Origin of the sequence: Agrobacterium sp. SUL3 (assembly GCF_001263295.1) — a bacterium.
GTDB lineage: Bacteria > Pseudomonadota > Alphaproteobacteria > Rhizobiales > Rhizobiaceae > Agrobacterium > Agrobacterium tomkonis.
Genome location: NZ_KQ414498.1, coordinates 451,333 through 466,261 on the forward strand (window position 1 = coordinate 451,333; position 14,929 = coordinate 466,261).

The following is a 14,929-nucleotide window of genomic DNA, read 5'->3' on the forward strand; positions in this document are numbered from 1 at the left end:
CAATCGGAACCAACGCTCATCGGAGAGAGCAGATCATGCAAGCAGATTACATCATCGTCGGCTCCGGCTCCGCAGGTTCCGCCATCGCCTACCGCCTGTCCGAAGACGGCCGTTATTCGGTGATTGTCATCGAGGCCGGTGGATCGGATTTCGGCCCCTTCATCCAGATGCCGGCCGCACTCGCATGGCCGATGAGCATGAAGCGCTATAATTGGGGTTATCTCTCCGAGCCCGAGCCGAACCTCGACAACCGCAGAATTACGGCGCCGCGCGGAAAAGTCATCGGCGGTTCGTCTTCCATCAACGGCCTCGTTTATGTGCGCGGCCATGCGGAGGATTTCAACCGCTGGGAAGAGCTTGGCGCGCATGGCTGGGCCTATGCGGATGTGCTGCCCTATTTCAAGCGCATGGAACACAGCCATGGCGGCGAGGAGGGATGGCGTGGCACGGATGGGCCGCTGCATGTGCAGCGCGGGCCGGTGAATAATCCTCTGTTCCATGCCTTCATTCAGGCCGGCGCACAGGCGGGCTTCGAACTGACGGACGACTATAACGGCTCCAAGCAGGAAGGTTTCGGCCTTATGGAGCAGACCATCCACAACGGCCGTCGCTGGTCCGCCGCCAACGCCTATCTGCGGCCGGCGCTGAAGCGCGGCAATGTCACGCTGGTTAGCGGTTTCGCCCGCAAGATCGTCATCGAGAACGGCCGCGCCGTGGGTGTCGAGATCGAGCGCAAGGGCGTGGTCGAAACCATCAAGGCCAATCGCGAAGTCATCGTTTCCGCCTCCTCCTTCAATTCGCCGAAACTGCTGATGCTTTCGGGCATCGGCCCCGCCGCGCATCTGGCTGAGATGGGCATCGAGGTGAAGGCGGATCGTCCGGGTGTCGGCGCAAACCTCCAGGACCATATGGAGTTCTATTTCCAGCAGGTCTCCACCAAGCCCGTCTCGCTATATTCCTGGCTGCCATGGTTCTGGCAGGGAGTGGCCGGTGCGCAATGGCTGCTGTCGAAAGGCGGGCTCGGCGCCTCCAACCAGTTCGAGGCCTGCGCCTTCCTGCGCTCCGCACCGGGCCTGAAGCAGCCTGATATCCAGTATCATTTCCTGCCCGTCGCCATTTCCTATGACGGCAAGGCGGCCGCGAAAAGCCATGGTTTTCAAGTGCATGTCGGCTATAACCTGTCAAAATCACGCGGCAACGTCACGCTCCGCTCCGCCGATCCGAAGGACGACCCCGTCATTCGTTTCAATTATATGAGCCACCCGGAAGACTGGGAGAAGTTCCGCCATTGCGTGCGCCTGACGCGTGAAATCTTCAGCCAGAAAGCCTTTGACGATTTTCGCGGACCGGAAATCCAGCCGGGTGAAAAAGTGGCGAGCGACGATGAGATCGACGCCTTTTTGCGGGAACATCTTGAAAGCGCCTATCACCCCTGCGGCACCTGCCGGATGGGCGACAGGGACGACCCGATGGCCGTGGTCGATCCCGAATGCCGGGTGATCGGCGTTGAGGGATTGAGGGTTGCCGACAGCTCGATCTTCCCGCATGTGACCTATGGCAACCTGAACGGCCCGTCGATCATGACCGGTGAAAAGGCGGCCGATCATATTCTCGGCAAGACCCCGCTGCCGCGTTCCAATCAGGAACCTTGGACGAACCCGCGCGCGGCCGTCAGCGACCGGTGAGGATCAGTGGTAGTCATCCTCGCGCTGGTGGCGGATCGCGAGGATTGTTACTTTCTCGGCATTCTCTATTTCAAAGAGAATGACATAACCCGAAGACCCAAACGGGATGAGAAATTCCCGCAGAAACGGGCTTTCCGCATCAACTTTTCTGCAACTCATTGGAAAGTCCGCAAGTGCGGCGATCCCCTTTTCGATTGCCCTGTAAGCTCGCTTCGCCGCATGTTTGTCCTGGCGAAGGAGATGAGCATATAGACGCGTTATGTTGTCGCGTGCTCTGTCGGCGAGAAAAACCTGATATGTCACTTGTCGTCGTCTTCAGTGAGCTTTGCGTCAAGCATAATTTTCAGTTCGGCAAGCACATCTTCCGCTCTGTGATAAACACCCGTTTTCTTCGATTCTTCACGCGCGGCCAGCCCGCGTGCAATAAAATCCGCCTGCGATTTGCGGATTTCCACTTCCCTGCGCACGGAATCCTCAACGAAGGAAGAGAGCGTTTCGCCGTCCTTCAGCACGCTTTCCGCCGCCTCGCGAAAATCCGCCGTTACCCGAAGCGAGGGCAATGTCGCCGTTTTCATGTTGCACCTCCATGCGTTGCAATTGCGATGCTTAGAATGAGCCGGTTATGACGCTATGTCAAATGCGAAACTTGCAATCCCTGCCCGAGAGGTCGATAAACGGGCGTCCCGCCTGAAGAATGCAAAATCACCGATCTGGACCGCCATGCCCGTCGATTACAAGAAGCTGAAGATGCTCCGCCGTTCCCGTGTTGTCTGGGGGTCGTGGCGGGCTTGGAAACCGCGGGCGGTTTTCTGGATCGGCGCGCTTGCGGTGGGCGTCATCAGCGTCAGTTTTGCATGGGCGGCGGATCGCGCCCAGCATCTTTTCTTCGCGGCCACTTCTTCGGGGCCGTGGGCGTTCCTGTTGCCGCTCATCATAACACCACTCGGTTTCACGCTCTGCGCCTGGCTGGCATTGACGGTTTTCCCCAATGCCGGTGGCAGCGGTATTCCGCAGGCGATCGCCGCGCGGCATCTGCGTGATGATGCGGATCGTTCGCGGCTTCTGTCGCTGAAGCTCGCTTTCGGCAAAGTGGTGCTGACGGTGGCGGGTCTTTTGTCCGGCGCCTCGATCGGGCGTGAGGGGCCGACCGTTCAGGTGGGTGCCTCGATCATGCTGCAGGCTGCCCGCTGGGGCGGTATGGCGCAGGCGAAGGGTCTCATCCTCGCCGGATCGGCGGCGGGCATCGCGGCCGCCTTCAATACGCCGCTGGCAGGCATCGTCTTTGCCATCGAGGAAATGAGTAAAACCTACGAATCCCGCGCCAATGGTCTCGTTCTCACCGCCGTCATCCTGTCCGGCCTTGCTTCGCTGGCGCTGGTCGGCAGCTACACATATTTCGGTACGAGTTCCGTTCTGGCGAAAACGACAGCAGACTGGCTTCTGGTGCTGATCTGCGGCATTGGCGGCGGCGCTTTCGGCGCGCTCTTCAGCGCCGGGGCGTTGCGACTGTCCGCCCGCATCCGGCGTTTCGCGCAGGCCATGCCGTTAAAACGAATGCTGGCGGTTGCTGCCGCCTGTGGCCTCGCTTCGGCCGTCATCGGTATTGCAACGGGTGGCGCGACCTTTGGAACCGGCTACGAACAGGCCCGTGCGGCGATTGAGGGGCAAGCCGCTCCGACCTTCTTCTTCATCGAAAAGCTGGCGGCGACCTTTCTTGCGATGATGTCGGGTATTCCCGGCGGCATCTTCGCGCCCTCCCTGTCCGTGGGTGCCGGTTTCGGCAGCACCATGGCCGCTCTGCTCGGCACCAGCATCGGCCTCGGCGCGATCGTCGGCATGGCAGGATATTTCGCCGGCGTGGTGCAGGCGCCGATGACGGCTTTTGTCATCATCCTCGAAATGACCGGCAATCATGAAGGCGTCATCCCCATCATGGTGGCATCGATGCTGGGATATCTGACCTCCCGCCTGTTCTCCCGGGAGCCGCTGTATCACGGCCTGTCGCGCGTTTTCATCGCCCAGGCCATCCGCGCAAAAAGGGCAAGTCACGCCACCGATGCCTGATGGCGTCAGACGCGTGCGCCGGCCACCCCGAAATACCCAAGTCCGGGTATTTTAACGCCCGGTCGGCTGAAATCGATACCCGCGACCAGACCGAGAAAATTGATCTCGAAACCGCTGCGCGTTCCCGCCGAAATACCGAACAATCCGCCCAGCGAAACGCTCGCATCCTTCCAGTCGTCGGCAACATGATAAAACGCGCCGTTCGGCAAGTAATCACGTCCCACCGCGTCAGGCGGCAGGACTACGCCGAGTTCCGGTACGCTGCGCAGCACATGCGCGACGAAGGTGTTGGAGTTGGGGCCGGGATAGATGCGATAGCCGCCCGGCTTGCCATAGGGATAATCGGCAATTGCCTGCTCGATCTTGGGGATCAGCTTTTCCGCCGCCGCGCCGTGAATGGCCACCACCTCGCGCGGCGTGTTGGAATACCAATAGGCATCCGCCGCATAGCCATTGCGGCGGATGGGCGTTCCCCAACCCACCTTGTCGTAGCGATCATAGGCCGTCGCACCCGGCTTTTTGAGCACAATCCAGGCATGGCTGGCGACGGAGCCCTTGAAGCCGCCGGTCATGGCGGAAAACACGTAAATCGCAGCCTGCTTGTCGGCTCCGGCTAGCGGAAGGGTGCCGGAGGAAGACCAGCGGGCATCGCGCCAGCCCTGCGGATGATCCCGCATCGCCCACAAGCCGGCCGATGCCAGAGCGGGAAGCAGATAGATTATGGCAATCGCCAGCAGCAGACGTTTTGCAAATTTCACTGGTAGCCCCGTGCATCGAAAAATCAATTGCGGTATCAACGACATAAAATCAGAACTTTTTGAGGCTGCGAACATGAACAATTCCGTTACCGTCGAAGTCACCAGGGGAAACCTCGTCGAAAGCCGGCATCAGGGCCTCGCCGTGGTGGTGGATGGTGATGGCGGCGTTGTGTTTTCCGCAGGTGACGTCGAGCGCGGCATCTTCCCGCGTTCCGCCTGCAAGGCCATGCAGGCGCTGCCGCTGGTGGAAAGCGGCGCGGCGGATGCCTATGGTTTCGGCAATCGCGAACTGGCGCTTGCCTGTTCCTCCCACTCCGGTGAAGATGAGCACGCAGCGCTTGCCGCTTCCATGCTGGCCAGAGCGGGGCGGGATGTGGAGACGCTGGAATGCGGCGCGCACTGGTCATCCGACCAGAAAACCATCATCCATCAGGCGCGCACGTTGGAAAAACCGACTGCGCTGCACAATAATTGCTCCGGCAAACATTCCGGCTTCATCTGCGCCTGCTGCCACACGGGCACTGACCCCAAGGGCTATGTCGGTTATGATCACCCGTTGCAGCAGGAAATCCGCGCCACCATGGCCAGCCTGACGGGGGCGACGCTCGGCCATGACAATTGCGGCGTCGATGGTTGCTCCATCCCCACCTATGCGGTGCCGCTCACGGGGCTGGCGCATGGTTTCGCCAGGATGGCGACGGGCACGGGGCTGGAAGCGGGCCGCGCCAAAGCCTCGCGTCGTCTCATCGAGGCCTGCATGGCGGAACCGTTTTACGTGGCAGGCACCGGCCGCGCCTGCACGAAGCTGATGCAGATCGCACCGGGCAGGATTTTCGCCAAAACCGGCGCTGAAGGTGTCTTCGTGGCGGCCCTGCCGGAAAAGGGTATTGCCATGGCGGTGAAATGCGAAGACGGCACCACGCGCGCGGCCGAAGCCATGGTCTCGGCATTGCTCGCCCGCTATTTCGATGAGGGCAGCGCCGAGCAGCAGGCTCTGACAGGCATGGCCAACCGGCAGATGCGCAATTGGAACGGCATCCACGTCGGCGACGTCAGAGTCGTCGGGCTGTAAAATCCGGCGTCAAAAATGCGATAAAAGCTTTGACGCCGCCGGTTGCCGGCACGATGATGGCTTGCCCTGCGCGTGATGGCCGTCTCTGGCCGAGCGTAAGGCGCGGCGTCCGCACGAGGGTGGACGCCTTCATTGCACTGGAGGTCGCATATCCATGTTCACCCTGTTTTTTTCCCCCGGCTCCTGCTCGCGCGCCAGCCATATCGTGCTTGAGGAATCCGGCCTGCCCTATACGGCCCACCGCGTCAATTTCGCCGAGGGCGAACAGCGCTCCGAGACATTTCTGAAGATCAATCCGAAAGGCCGCGTACCGGCGCTCGCCACCGCAAGCGGGGTGCTGACCGAGACCCCGGCCATCCTCGCCTTCATCGCCCAGATGGCTCCGGAGAAGAAGCTCGCACCGCTTGACGATCCCTTCGAATTTGCCGTCATGCAGTCCTTCAACGCCTTCATTTCCTCTACCGTACATGTCGCGCACGCCCATGGCCGGCGCGGCAGCCGCTGGGCGAACGACGATAGTTCGCTGGCGGATATGAAGGCGAAGGTGCCGCAGACCATGGGCGAGTGCTTCGAACTGATCGAGCACGGCCTATTGCACGGCCCGTGGGTTCTGGGCACGGCCTATTCGGTGGCCGATCCCTATCTTTTCGTCATGTCCGGCTGGCTGGAAAGCGACGGCGTGGATATTGCCCGGTTCCCGAAAGTGCACGACCACTTCCGCCGCATGAACGACCGCCCGGCGGTACAGCGGGCGCTGGCGAGCGAGAGGGGTCAATAGTTACTGTCGTCATCCTCGGGCTCGTCCCGAGGATCTGCAACGTATTGATTTTATTTGACGTGGTTGGATCCTCGGGACAAGCCCGGGGATGACGTTGAGTACGGAGGGACGTCTCCAGTCCGCGCCCAAAGCTCGTGTCAAGCCGCCTCGGCCGCGCGCGTATCCCACATCGTCTTGAACGCCGTGCGCGTCTGGCAGCGGGTGAGCCAGGCTTTCACCGCCGGATGGGCATCAAACAGCGGCTGGTGGCCCTGCGCATAACGGACGATTTCCGCCGCATTGAGATCGGCGACGGTGAAACGATCGCCCACCAGATAGTCATGGCGGGAAAGATGCTGCTCCAGCACCCGGAACGGGCGTTTCAGCAGGCGGGCGGCAACATCGATCACCGCTTTGCCGCTGTCGCTTTCCGACAGGCCCTCGGCGATGGCGGAAGAAATCTTCAGCGAATTGGTTTCGATCTCGGTCGCGGCAAAGAAAGACCATTGCAGCATCGCCGCATCTTCCTTCAGATCGACCGGGGCGAGCGGCCCGCCATATTTGCGGGCGAGGTAAAGATTGATGGCCATGGATTCATAAAGCACCATGCCGTCGTCCTCGATGCAGGGAATGGTGCCCATCGGGTTGACGGCGAGAAATGCTGGAGACAGCGTGTTGAGCGGCGCATCCGCTGCCAGCGGATCGGCAAGGCGGCGGGCCTGTATCACGGGCACGTGCTTGAATTCTATGCCCAGTTCACCCGCAAGCCACAGCGTGCGCGTGGCGCGGGACCGGTAGACACCGTAAATCGTCAACATCGAAATTACCCCTTGAACCTGTTCGATGGCGGCACGTTACGGTCTCGCCGCTTTAAAGTGAAGTTGCAGATATCAGGGGCAACTATGATTTTTTCTGATCCGTCAGCAAGTCCGTATCCGGCGACAGCCGGTATTCGAAACGGTCGATGAACCGCTCGAAGAGGCGGGCGAAAGTCTCCACATCCTCCGCCGGCCAACCGTCCATCACATCCTCGATGACGCTCATCTTGGTGCGGCGCATTTCCTGCAGCAGGCTGGTGCCGAGCGGTGTGATTTCGACGATGCTGCGGCGGCCGTCTTCCTGCGAGACGCCGCGTTTCAACAGGCCGCGCCCCACCATATCCGCCACCACGCGGCTGCCGCGTGAGGGATCGATGCGCATGCCCTCGGCAATCGCGCCCACGGTGACATCACCTTCGGAGCGGCGCAGAATATCCAGAACGTCGATATGCGAGAGTTCGAGACCCGGAGCGAGCTTGGCAAGCGCCATGCGGCCGATGATGCGGCGGCCGATCATGATGCGCATGCGCGTCATCGTATTGCCGATCCGCTTGATGTCCTCGGGCAAATCTTCGTTCCAGTTTTCCTCAGTCGCCACTCTCAGCCGTTCCTCTTCTTGCGCGTTCGCGATCACATTTAGCGCGAATAGCATGGATGTCAAAAACTTGCCATTGACATATATATGCTGATAGCACACAAATTGTCGCAATAAATATGCCGGAACTCAACGAGATTTTTCATGGATATGTCCGCAGCCCCCGTGGCGCCGCTTGTGTCGGATCATCGGCGCAGGCTCATCGTTTTCCTATTTCTGATGCTGGCCATGTTCATGGCCACGCTCGACAACCAGATCGTATCGACAGCGCTGCCCACCATCGTCGGCGAATTTGGCGCGCTGGAACGTTTCGGCTGGATCGGCTCCGCCTATCTTCTGGCAACCAGCGCGGTCATGCCTGTCTATGGCAAGCTCGGCGATCTGTTCGGGCGCAAATATGTGATGATCGCGGCGGTGGTCATCTTCACGCTGGGTTCGCTCGCCTGCGGTCTGGCCTGGTCGATGGATAGCCTGATTGCCGCCCGCGTGCTGCAGGGGCTTGGCGGCGGCGGCATCATGGTGTCGATCTTCTCCGTCAATGCGGATCTGTTCGAGCCGCGTGAACGCGCCCGCTACCAGAGCTATTCCAGCCTCACCATCATGGCGTCAGGCAGTGTCGGCCCGATCCTCGGCGGCACGATGAGTGACCTGTTCGGCTGGCGGTCGATCTTCCTCATCAACCTGCCGCTCGGCATTATCGTCATCGCCGGTCTGGCGCTGATGCTGCCTTACCGCCGCCCGGCGCGCCAGCCGAAGATCGATTATCTCGGTGCGGTTCTGCTGGCGGCCACCATTGCCAGCGTCGTCTTCTGGGCTGACAGCAGCGAATTGTTCGGCTCGCTGATCGCAGGCCCGAGCCTCGGCATCATCGCCTTCGCCGTCATCGCCGCTTTCCTGTGGGTACAGGTGGAGCGCCGCGCGCCGGAGCCCGTGGTGCCGCTGAGGCTCTTCAAGGACAGCACCTTTCCGTTGCTCATGATCGTCTCGCTGACCAGCGGCGGCATCGGCATCGGCATGGTCAATTATTACGCCCTGTTCCTGCAGACCACGACCGGCCTTTCCCCCTCCCATGCCGGCCTGTTCTTCATCGCGGTCACCGGCGGCATCGTCATGGGCTCGCTTTCGGCAGGACGGTTGATTTCGATCACCGGTGTCTACAAGCCCTTCTCGGTGGCGGGGCTCACCATCAATCTCGTCGCCATGCTGCTGTTCACGCAAATGCATGCGGGCACGCCGCTGGCGCTGATTGCGGCACTGATGCTGGTGCAGGGTTTCGCCGTTGGCCTCGGCCAGCAGGCGCCGATCATCGGTGTGCAGAATTCCGCGCCCAAGGCGGATATCGGTGCGGCGAGCGGCGCGGTGACGCTGACCCGCATGGGTGGTGCCGCCATCGCCATCTCGGTCTATGGCGCGATCGTCACCTCCAGCCTCAAGGGCGTGGCGGTCAATATCCCCGGTGTCGGCAGAATAGAGGAACTGACGCCGAAAATGCTCGCCGAACTGCCCGCCGCCTCACAGGCCGCCGTTGCCTCGCTTTATTCGGATGCCTTTACGCCGCTATTCTTCGCGGCCGCCGCAACCGCTGCCATCGGCCTTGCGGCAGCGTTGATGCTGAAGCCGGTGCGCCTGCCGGCCGCGGTTGAGGCGAAGCCGGCTGAAGCAGCGGGGGAGTAGGGTGGTGAAGGCCGCCGCGTAAACGCCGGCCTTACGCGGCGTCCAATGATTTTTCGACGGCTAGCCGGAAGCCCAGCGCATGCAGGACTTTCTGCACGGTCTCGTAGCGGAGCTTCGAACCGGGTTTAAGCGCTTTATAGAGACTTTCCCGGCCGAGACCCGACACATCCGCGACATGCGACATTCCGCGAGCTCTTGCGACTGCGCCAAGGGCGGCAATGAACACATCGGGGTTTTCGTCTTCCATCGCCACTGCCAAATATTCGATCATGGCTTCATCGCTATCCAGATAGTCCGACACATCGAATTTGCTAAATTCCGTCATTGCCATCCCCTTCTATTGTTTGCGCCATCTCGATTGCGCGCTTTATGTCCCGCTTCTGCGAAGATTTATTCCCGCCGACCAGCAGGAAATAAACCCTCTTGCCAATGCGCTTGAAATAGACCCGATAACCCGGACCATAGTGGATACGCATTTCTGAAACGCCTGCACCCACCGGCGCACAATCGCCGAAATTCCCATGCGCGGCTGCCGTGAGGCGATGAAGAATCCGCACCTTTCCGGTGCGATCTTTCAAAGTCTTCAGCCATTCGTCGAACTCTGCCGATTTCTCGAAACTATTCATCATAAAATGTATCCGAATGGATACATTCCCGCAAGCTCAAATCTCATGATTGTCCTCTAAGCCGGTCTTACGCTGATCTTGTGTGCGAACTGCGGTCACAACTCGATACAGCCCCGGCTCAAAACCGAAATGACAGGGAGGTGACGGCAAAACAAAAACACCCCTGCGGGAAATTTTACGCCCGTTCCGCGTTATGCTCGCAGCACTTTACATTCGCGCGGGCGGCCCTATCTCAATGAATATGAAGCCGGAACAGCTGTTGAACTCAACGCCGAAGGGGCTTTATTGCCCGGCGGGCGATTTTTATATCGATCCCGTGCGCCCCGTGGCGCGGGCGCTCATCACCCACGGCCATTCCGATCACGCCCGTGCCGGCCATGGCGCGGTGCTGGCCACGCGGCAGACGCTCGATATCATGCGTATCCGTTACGGCGAGGATTTCTGCGGCAGCGAGCAGGCAGTGGCATTCGGTGAAACGGTGGCGGTGAACGGCGTCACTGTCGGGTTCCACCCGGCTGGCCATGTGCTGGGCTCGGCGCAAATCTCCGTGGAGATGAACGGCATGCGCATTGTCGCGTCCGGTGATTACAAGCGCGGCATCGATCCCACCTGTGCGCCGTTCGAGACGGTGCCTTGCGATGTCTTCATCACCGAGGCCACCTTCGGTCTGCCGGTGTTTCACCATCCGCTGCCACGTGTGGAAACGGCCAAGCTGCTCACCTCCATCAAACAATTTCCCGAACGCACCCATCTGGTCGGCGCCTATTCGCTCGGCAAGGCGCAACGCGTTATCCGGCTATTGCGCGACAATGGTTATGCCGAGCCGGTCTACATCCACGGCGCGCTGGCGAGGCTCTGCGATTATTATGTCTCGCAGGGCATTGATCTCGGCGATCTCAGGCCCGCGACACTGGAAAAAAGTACCCCCGCCGCTTTCAAGGGCGCGATCGTCGTCGGCCCACCCTCGGCCTTTCAGGAACGCTGGGCGCGGCGCTTCAACGAGCCGTTGATCGCCTTCGCATCCGGCTGGATGATGGTGCGGCAACGGGCGAAGCAGGGCGGAGTGGAATTGCCGCTGGTCATATCAGACCATTGCGACTGGCCGGAACTCCTGGAAACCATCAAGGAAATCGGCCCTCAAGCCGTCTGGGTCACCCATGGCCGCGAAGAGGCGCTGGTGCGCTGGTGCGAATTGCAGGGCATCGCCGCCAAGCCGCTGCATCTGGTCGGTTACGAAGACGAGGGGGATTGAGATGAAAGCCTTCGCCACGCTTCTCGACCGCCTTGTCCTCACCCCCTCGCGCAACGGCAAGCTCAAGCTTCTCACCGATTATTTCCGCGATACGCCCGATCCCGATCGAGGTTACGGGCTGGCGGCGATTGCCGGCACGCTGGACCTTAAAAGCGTCAAACCGGCCCTGTTGCGCGAACTTGTGCTGGAGCGCATGGACGAAGTGCTGTTTCGCTACTCCTACGATTATGTCGGCGACCTGGCCGAAACCATCTCGCTGGTCTGGGGTAATATCGGCGGTTCTGACGATTCCGAGGCGCAGGATCCGCGACTCGGCGAAGTCGTCACATTGATGAATTCACTGGGGCGCACCGAGGTGCGCGGCGCAGTGCGCGATCTGCTCGACCGGCTCGATACCTCTTCACGTTTCGCCTTCCTCAAACTCGCCACTGGCAGCCTGCGCATCGGCGTTTCGGCGCGGCTGGCGCGGCAGGCACTGGCGGATTTTGCGGGAAAAGACATCACCGAAATCGAAACCCTCTGGCACGGTCTGACGCCGCCCTACACCTCGCTTTTTGCGTGGCTGGAGGGCAAGTCGGACCGGCCGGTGCTGGCCACGCCCGCCATTTTCCATTCGGTGATGCTGGCCACACCGGTGGCCGATGGCGATCTCGATGGCTTAGACCCGGCCGATTATGCCGCCGAATGGAAATGGGACGGCATTCGCGTGCAGCTATCCCGCGCCGGGGAGACGCGAAAGCTTTACTCCCGCTCCGGCGACGATATTTCCGGGGCATTCCCGGATGTACTCGATGCGCTTGATTTCGAAGGCGTGATGGATGGTGAATTGCTGATTGGCGGCACCGCGCGCTCCAACAATCTCACCCGCACCTTCTCGGATTTGCAGCAGCGCCTGAACCGCAAGACGGTGACGGCAAAGATGCTGGACGACTACCCCGCCTTCATCCGCGCCTACGATCTGCTGTTCGATGGCGAGAGAGATATCCGCGCGCAGAGCTATCTGGAGCGTCGCGGCCGGCTGTCTGACATCATCGAGCATGCCCCGCATGACCGCTTCGATCTATCGCCACTGATTGGTTTTTCCAGCTGGACCGAGCTCGACAGGCTGCGCGCCGCGCCGCCCGATCCGGTGATTGAGGGTGTGATGATCAAGCGCCGCGACAGCGCTTATCAGGCAGGCCGCGCCAAGGGGCCATGGTTCAAGTGGAAACGTGACCCTTACAATATCGACGCGGTCATGATGTATGCGCAGCGCGGCCATGGCAAAAGATCGAGCTATTATTCCGATTTCACCTTTGGTGTGTGGGCGGAAGGCGAGGATGGCGAACAGCTCGTTCCCGTGGGCAAGGCCTATTTCGGCTTCACAGACGCGGAACTCGAAGTGCTGGACAAGTTCGTGCGCGACAATACCGTCGAGCGTTTCGGCCCGGTGCGGGCGGTGCGTGCCACGCCCGATTTCGGTTTCGTGCTGGAGGTGGCCTTCGAGGGCATCAACCGCTCCACCCGCCACAAATCCGGCGTCGCCATGCGGTTTCCGCGCATTGCGCGGCTGAGGGCCGACAAGCTGCCGGCCGAGGCGGATCGGCTTTCGACACTGGTGGCGATGATCGATGGCGCGGAAGGGTAGGGTGGCCGTCCAGAAATTGCCATGAATGCTGCGAATACATTGTTGTCATTCGCGAATCCGTGATTGGACAGTCTCCCGCCGCAGTGCTGAACTGCTAATATCTCCATCCCCGTACTCAGAGTGCACCCATGGCCGATAAACGCTTTCTTTCCTCAGCCTTCGGACAGGAAGAGAGCGGCGTGATATGCCAGGGCCTGACACGGCGCGGCCTGCTTGCCGGCGCCATGGGCCTGTCTGTGGCAACGCTTCTGCCGCAGGGTGCGAAAGCCGGCATTGTCGCCCCTGAGGTTCTGCCGCTCGAAAGACAGGATTACGCGGAGGCCCGCCAACATTTTCACACCCACCTGCTGCGCAAGATGGCCGCGCCGGAAAAATCCTCGGCGCTTGGCACACCGCCCGGCGCGGAACGCGTCACCTATCCCGGCGGGCCTGATGGTTCCATCGAGCTTGTCGCCTGGCTCTCCCACTTTCAGCCCTCCAGGACACCAAAGCCGGCAGTGCTTTTCCTCCATGGCGGCAATGCCACGGGAGACGGCCACTGGGCGCTGATGAAGCCCTATTGGGAGGCTGGTTTTGTCGTGCTGCTGCCGTCTTTCCGGGGCGAGAACGGCCAGAGTGGCAATTATTCCGGTTTCTACAATGAAACGGCGGATGCGCTGGCGGCGGCAACCTATCTGGAAAACCTGCCCGGCGTCGATAAAAAGCGCTTCTTCATTGCCGGCCATTCCAATGGCGGCACGCTGACATTGCTCGCCGCCATGAGCCGCAAATTCCGTGCGGCCGCACCCATGTCGGCGGGCGTCAATTCATGGCGTTATTTCAACCGTTATTCGGACGAGATCTGTTTCGACGAAACCGACGAGCGCGAATTCATCATGCGCTCCTCAGTCTGTTTCGGCCCCAGCCTCAAATGTCCGGCCCTGTTGCTGCGCGGCGATGAGGAGCGGCCTTTTGACGCCGATCACCAGCTTTTTGTGGATCGTGCCCTGATGTCCGGGTTCAAGGTTGATAAAAAACTGCTGCCCGGCACCCACAATGGCGTGGTCCCGGGCGCGGTTGCGGAAAGCATCCGTTTTTTTAATCAGTTCGGTTGAAAAATCCCGATTATAGGGCGTAGCCTTCAGCCCTTTACGATGGATGTCTTGGCTTGCTCCGCCCACCACGCGCCATCTTTCTTGTCGGCATACTGGGCGCGCTTGTTGGTGAATTGTCCTTGGGTACACATCTCCCTGTAATTGCGAACAGGCAGTCCGAGTTCCTTGACCACGGCATGCACCACCGTCGGGCCGGTCATGTCATAGACGCTGACGAGTGTGCCTTCTTCGATATTCTGGGCGATACGATCGGCTATTAGCTTCAGCGCCGGATGACCGGGTCTGGAGGCCATGAAATAATTCGTCACTTCGCCGTCTTTCATGGCGATGAAAACGGCTTCTTCGTCTGGGCTGATCGCATCTTCCGGGCGCGCTGCGAAATTCGAATCGATATCAAGATAGATGCCGCCATCCTGTAGAAGGACCAGAATACGCCAGAAATCCGCCTTGGCTGCGCCGACTTGCAACCGGCGGAAGGCATCGGCGTAACGTCCGGGAAAATGGCGGTCGATATAGGCCTGGCACGCCTCGTCATCATGGTAACGATATTCGAATTCCGGAGTCAGCCACCGGTTGAACAGGAAGTTCGCATAGATTGGCATCGTGACGCGGTTGGAATAATTCGTCTGCCAGATGATGCGCGGAATGGCTTTTTCCGATTTCGGCTGCCGTCGCGCAGGCCGATGATCGGGAAGCGTTTTTCTTCTGCCCGGCCGGAGAAACAAATCGACGGAAAAGATAACCTTGACGATATTTCCGCCGACTTTGATCGCACGATACGCAATGCGGTTATAGCCATGCTTTGCCAAGTTCAGCGCTCCTGCGTGTGGAATCGATTGTCACGCGCGTGGGAACGGCGGTACGCGGTATTTATTGTACGCAATTAGTTTGTCAATAAGCAGCAAGT

Annotated in this window: 16 protein-coding genes; 8 read left to right on the forward strand and 8 right to left on the reverse strand. The window is 60.3% G+C overall.

Annotation, left to right across the window (positions count from 1 at the left end):
• Positions 1-35: 35 nt before the first annotated feature.
• On the forward strand, positions 36-1,685 hold the full coding sequence (gene betA, locus AKG12_RS02370) for a choline dehydrogenase (protein ID WP_052817472.1): 1,650 nt from the start codon (positions 36-38) through the stop codon (positions 1,683-1,685).
• Positions 1,686-1,688: 3 nt separating this feature from the next.
• On the opposite strand, the gene AKG12_RS02375 is transcribed toward betA, so the two are convergent.
• Entirely contained in the window at positions 1,689-1,988 is a 300-nt protein-coding gene (locus AKG12_RS02375; protein ID WP_046798555.1) for a type II toxin-antitoxin system RelE/ParE family toxin, read from the reverse strand.
• On the reverse strand, positions 1,985-2,260 hold the full coding sequence (locus AKG12_RS02380) for a YlcI/YnfO family protein (RefSeq protein ID WP_046798556.1): 276 nt from the start codon (positions 2,258-2,260) through the stop codon (positions 1,985-1,987). The genes AKG12_RS02375 and AKG12_RS02380 overlap by 4 nt, the downstream gene beginning before the upstream one ends.
• 145 nt (positions 2,261-2,405) lie before the next feature.
• Between AKG12_RS02380 and AKG12_RS02385 the strand changes: the two genes are divergently transcribed.
• Positions 2,406-3,749, forward strand: a complete 1,344-nt coding sequence (locus AKG12_RS02385) for a chloride channel protein (protein WP_052817876.1) — start codon at positions 2,406-2,408, stop codon at positions 3,747-3,749.
• Positions 3,750-3,754: 5 nt separating this feature from the next.
• On the opposite strand, the gene AKG12_RS02390 is transcribed toward AKG12_RS02385, so the two are convergent.
• Positions 3,755-4,507, reverse strand: a complete 753-nt coding sequence (locus tag AKG12_RS02390; protein WP_046798557.1) for a DUF3750 domain-containing protein — start codon at positions 4,505-4,507, stop codon at positions 3,755-3,757.
• Between the two features lie 73 nt (positions 4,508-4,580).
• Here AKG12_RS02390 and AKG12_RS02395 point away from each other — a divergent pair, with 73 nt between their 5' ends.
• Together AKG12_RS02395 and AKG12_RS02400 are read left to right on the forward strand one after the other, a co-directional pair.
• The gene (locus tag AKG12_RS02395; RefSeq protein ID WP_052817880.1) at positions 4,581-5,579 is read left to right on the forward strand and encodes an asparaginase; all 999 of its coding nucleotides are present in this window, start codon (positions 4,581-4,583) and stop codon (positions 5,577-5,579) included.
• 154 nt (positions 5,580-5,733) lie between these two features.
• A complete protein-coding gene (locus tag AKG12_RS02400) occupies positions 5,734-6,357 on the forward strand; it encodes a glutathione S-transferase family protein (protein WP_046798558.1) in 624 nt (207 codons plus the stop codon).
• Positions 6,358-6,494: 137 nt separating this feature from the next.
• Here AKG12_RS02400 and AKG12_RS02405 read toward each other — a convergent pair whose 3' ends face one another.
• Positions 6,495-7,154 carry a glutathione S-transferase family protein gene (locus AKG12_RS02405; protein ID WP_052817474.1) on the reverse strand — a complete coding sequence of 220 codons (660 nt, stop codon included), beginning with the start codon at positions 7,152-7,154 and terminating at the stop codon, positions 6,495-6,497.
• 82 nt (positions 7,155-7,236) lie between these two features.
• Complete coding sequence (locus AKG12_RS02410; RefSeq protein WP_046798935.1) at positions 7,237-7,752, reverse strand: MarR family winged helix-turn-helix transcriptional regulator; 516 nt, start codon at positions 7,750-7,752, stop codon at positions 7,237-7,239.
• A 141-nt stretch (positions 7,753-7,893) separates the two neighbouring features.
• On the opposite strand from AKG12_RS02410, the gene AKG12_RS02415 reads away from it, so the two are divergent.
• The gene (locus AKG12_RS02415; RefSeq protein ID WP_052817476.1) at positions 7,894-9,423 is read left to right on the forward strand and encodes an MDR family MFS transporter; all 1,530 of its coding nucleotides are present in this window, start codon (positions 7,894-7,896) and stop codon (positions 9,421-9,423) included.
• A gap of 31 nt (positions 9,424-9,454) precedes the next feature.
• Here AKG12_RS02415 and AKG12_RS02420 read toward each other — a convergent pair whose 3' ends face one another.
• Both AKG12_RS02420 and AKG12_RS02425 read right to left on the reverse strand, forming a co-directional pair.
• Positions 9,455-9,754, reverse strand: coding sequence for an addiction module antidote protein (locus AKG12_RS02420; RefSeq protein ID WP_197283291.1), 300 nt, complete (start codon positions 9,752-9,754; stop codon positions 9,455-9,457).
• A complete protein-coding gene (locus AKG12_RS02425; protein ID WP_309581397.1) occupies positions 9,735-10,052 on the reverse strand; it encodes a type II toxin-antitoxin system RelE/ParE family toxin in 318 nt (105 codons plus the stop codon). The genes AKG12_RS02420 and AKG12_RS02425 overlap by 20 nt, the downstream gene beginning before the upstream one ends.
• 238 nt (positions 10,053-10,290) lie before the next feature.
• Here AKG12_RS02425 and AKG12_RS02430 point away from each other — a divergent pair, with 238 nt between their 5' ends.
• The 3 genes from AKG12_RS02430 (at position 10,291) to AKG12_RS02440 (ending at position 14,022) form a co-directional block, all read left to right on the forward strand.
• The gene (locus AKG12_RS02430; protein ID WP_052817886.1) at positions 10,291-11,301 is read left to right on the forward strand and encodes a ligase-associated DNA damage response exonuclease; all 1,011 of its coding nucleotides are present in this window, start codon (positions 10,291-10,293) and stop codon (positions 11,299-11,301) included.
• 1 nt (position 11,302) lies between these two features.
• Positions 11,303-12,928, forward strand: a complete 1,626-nt coding sequence (locus AKG12_RS02435) for a cisplatin damage response ATP-dependent DNA ligase (RefSeq protein WP_046798562.1) — start codon at positions 11,303-11,305, stop codon at positions 12,926-12,928.
• A gap of 128 nt (positions 12,929-13,056) precedes the next feature.
• The gene (locus AKG12_RS02440) at positions 13,057-14,022 is read left to right on the forward strand and encodes an alpha/beta hydrolase family protein (protein WP_052817478.1); all 966 of its coding nucleotides are present in this window, start codon (positions 13,057-13,059) and stop codon (positions 14,020-14,022) included.
• 26 nt (positions 14,023-14,048) lie between these two features.
• On the opposite strand, the gene AKG12_RS02445 is transcribed toward AKG12_RS02440, so the two are convergent.
• Positions 14,049-14,831 (reverse strand): glycosyltransferase family 32 protein, encoded by a 783-nt coding sequence (locus AKG12_RS02445; protein WP_052817480.1) that lies wholly within the window; start codon positions 14,829-14,831, stop codon positions 14,049-14,051.
• Positions 14,832-14,929 lie beyond the last annotated feature (98 nt).

Excerpts from the sequence above, each read along its gene's own strand:
- betA (WP_052817472.1), top strand. The coding sequence starts at position 36 with ATGCAAGCAGATTACATCATCGTCGGCTCCGGCTCCGCAGGTTCCGCC.
- AKG12_RS02380 (WP_046798556.1), bottom strand. The coding sequence starts at position 2,260 with ATGAAAACGGCGACATTGCCCTCGCTTCGGGTAACGGCGGATTTTCGC.
- AKG12_RS02385 (WP_052817876.1), top strand. The coding sequence starts at position 2,406 with ATGCCCGTCGATTACAAGAAGCTGAAGATGCTCCGCCGTTCCCGTGTT.
- AKG12_RS02395 (WP_052817880.1), top strand. The coding sequence starts at position 4,581 with ATGAACAATTCCGTTACCGTCGAAGTCACCAGGGGAAACCTCGTCGAA.
- AKG12_RS02400 (WP_046798558.1), top strand. The coding sequence starts at position 5,734 with ATGTTCACCCTGTTTTTTTCCCCCGGCTCCTGCTCGCGCGCCAGCCAT.
- AKG12_RS02405 (WP_052817474.1), bottom strand. The coding sequence starts at position 7,154 with ATGTTGACGATTTACGGTGTCTACCGGTCCCGCGCCACGCGCACGCTG.
- AKG12_RS02415 (WP_052817476.1), top strand. The coding sequence starts at position 7,894 with ATGGATATGTCCGCAGCCCCCGTGGCGCCGCTTGTGTCGGATCATCGG.
- AKG12_RS02420 (WP_197283291.1), bottom strand. The coding sequence starts at position 9,754 with ATGGCAATGACGGAATTTAGCAAATTCGATGTGTCGGACTATCTGGAT.
- AKG12_RS02425 (WP_309581397.1), bottom strand. The coding sequence starts at position 10,052 with ATGATGAATAGTTTCGAGAAATCGGCAGAGTTCGACGAATGGCTGAAG.
- AKG12_RS02430 (WP_052817886.1), top strand. The coding sequence starts at position 10,291 with ATGAAGCCGGAACAGCTGTTGAACTCAACGCCGAAGGGGCTTTATTGC.
- AKG12_RS02435 (WP_046798562.1), top strand. The coding sequence starts at position 11,303 with ATGAAAGCCTTCGCCACGCTTCTCGACCGCCTTGTCCTCACCCCCTCG.
- AKG12_RS02440 (WP_052817478.1), top strand. The coding sequence starts at position 13,057 with ATGGCCGATAAACGCTTTCTTTCCTCAGCCTTCGGACAGGAAGAGAGC.